The sequence below is a fragment of the Pseudoduganella sp. RAF53_2 genome (assembly GCF_052113985.1).
Classification (GTDB): domain Bacteria; phylum Pseudomonadota; class Gammaproteobacteria; order Burkholderiales; family Burkholderiaceae_D; genus Rugamonas.
The window spans coordinates 1-1,543 of sequence record NZ_JBFRDW010000948.1; the positions used below are offsets into that span (position 1 = coordinate 1).

General features: G+C 48.3%; 1 pseudogene. It reads right to left on the minus strand.

Going from position 1 to position 1,543, the window contains the following annotated elements:
- A pseudogene (locus tag AB4Z11_RS31295) lies at positions 1 to 1,083 on the minus strand (hypothetical protein); the annotation flags it as partial.
- Positions 1,084 to 1,543: the final 460 nt, after the last annotated feature.

A 1,543-nucleotide genomic window follows, 5' to 3' on the forward strand; every position in this document is an offset into this window, starting at 1 on the left:
ATACGCGCTATATCTGCAAACGAGCTGATAGGCAAATTTCCGAACCCCACGAGCGGTGTCCTGCAACGCGCATAGGGCTATTTCATCCTTAGCTTGAGGAGCCAATTTTTGCCAAGAATTGAATGCCGCCCGCCGAACTGATATATCTGTGCTCGTGCAAAACGATTGAATGCGCGGTATGTCAGCAACATTTTGAAGGCTGGCCAGCGCAGTCACTAGAATCCTCTGTTTTCGTGCCTTTAAATTTTTCGCATCGAGTAACTCGTGATATCGCGCTCTTACGTCTATACCCTGAGAACGAAGAAAACTCACTGCCACAAATCGGACTGATGATTGAGGATCGTCTAAAGCCGCATCCGCAAACTGACGGCCATTGACACCGCTTTTTTCCAAGACCTTTTTCAGGGCAATAGTGCGAACAGAACCGAAGTGCGAACGACTAGCTGCCCTATATTGGACAAGTTGTTCATCTCTCGGCAGTTCCGCGCAGTATTGCATCGCGAGATTGGCAAGAACTATATCGTCATTGCGTCTTAGGATTAAGTCGAATAGCTCGACTGCACCCAACAAACTGTGCTTCTTGAGCAGGTGAATGCACGCCCGAGCTGTCTTGATGCTCTTACCTTTTGCATTCGAAATGAGCTCTTCAACCGGAATTGTTTCAATCACCGCCATTTCAAACGCATTGAGCCACCTCGAGTATTCATCCCTACCCGGGCTGTGCACCAGTAGAATTGCTGGAAGCGTTGACAGAACCTGACTTGAAGGTACAAAAGGGAGCATCGTCACCAGGGCCTTCCGCGCCAAGTGCCGTACTTGAGGTACCCAATCATTTAAGCGTTCAGCAACAAGCGCGAATAGCTCCGGCAAAGCTAGTTCAACGCACCGAGATATTGCTGCTTCACGAACATATCCGGAGTAATCACGCGCCAGCGCCTGCAATTCTTCGACATTACTAGCGGATCTAGCTTCCTGAATGCGTCCAGCAACATATCGATCAGGCTGGTATCGATGTTCTGCATGGCTTACAGTGGAAGCAGTCGGTTCATTCCTTTGACCGAACAAGAATCGAAGAATTTTCATCCAAGGTACGGCGCGAGCTGCGCTAATAGGTTTATATCAAATGTCTGTAGCTGGCCGAAGTCAGCCATCAAGTCTGGATACGGGTGAATAATTCTCCCAACGTCAAATCATTTCTCCATATCGATTCTAATTTCAGCGCATGCCGTTTCTGAAGGTCGTTTGCCAACGTTTCAAACTCCAACGCGTCAGGAAGCCACCGACTTGGATATAGGCTTCGATAGATGTCCAAGATTTTGTCGTCAGGTCGAAATTTTAGTTTATCTCGATCCGCAAAAGCAAAGGCGGAAACGAACAGTAAAAGAAACGACCGGATTTCATTGCGGATTCAACCGGTCGACGCAACACTATAAACTGCTTAGGCAGGAGGAGTGTTGCCATGAAACGCAAGCCACGAATCTATTACACTGACGAGCAGAAGGCATTGATGTGGGAACGCTGGCGTCAAGGTGAATCTCTGCAG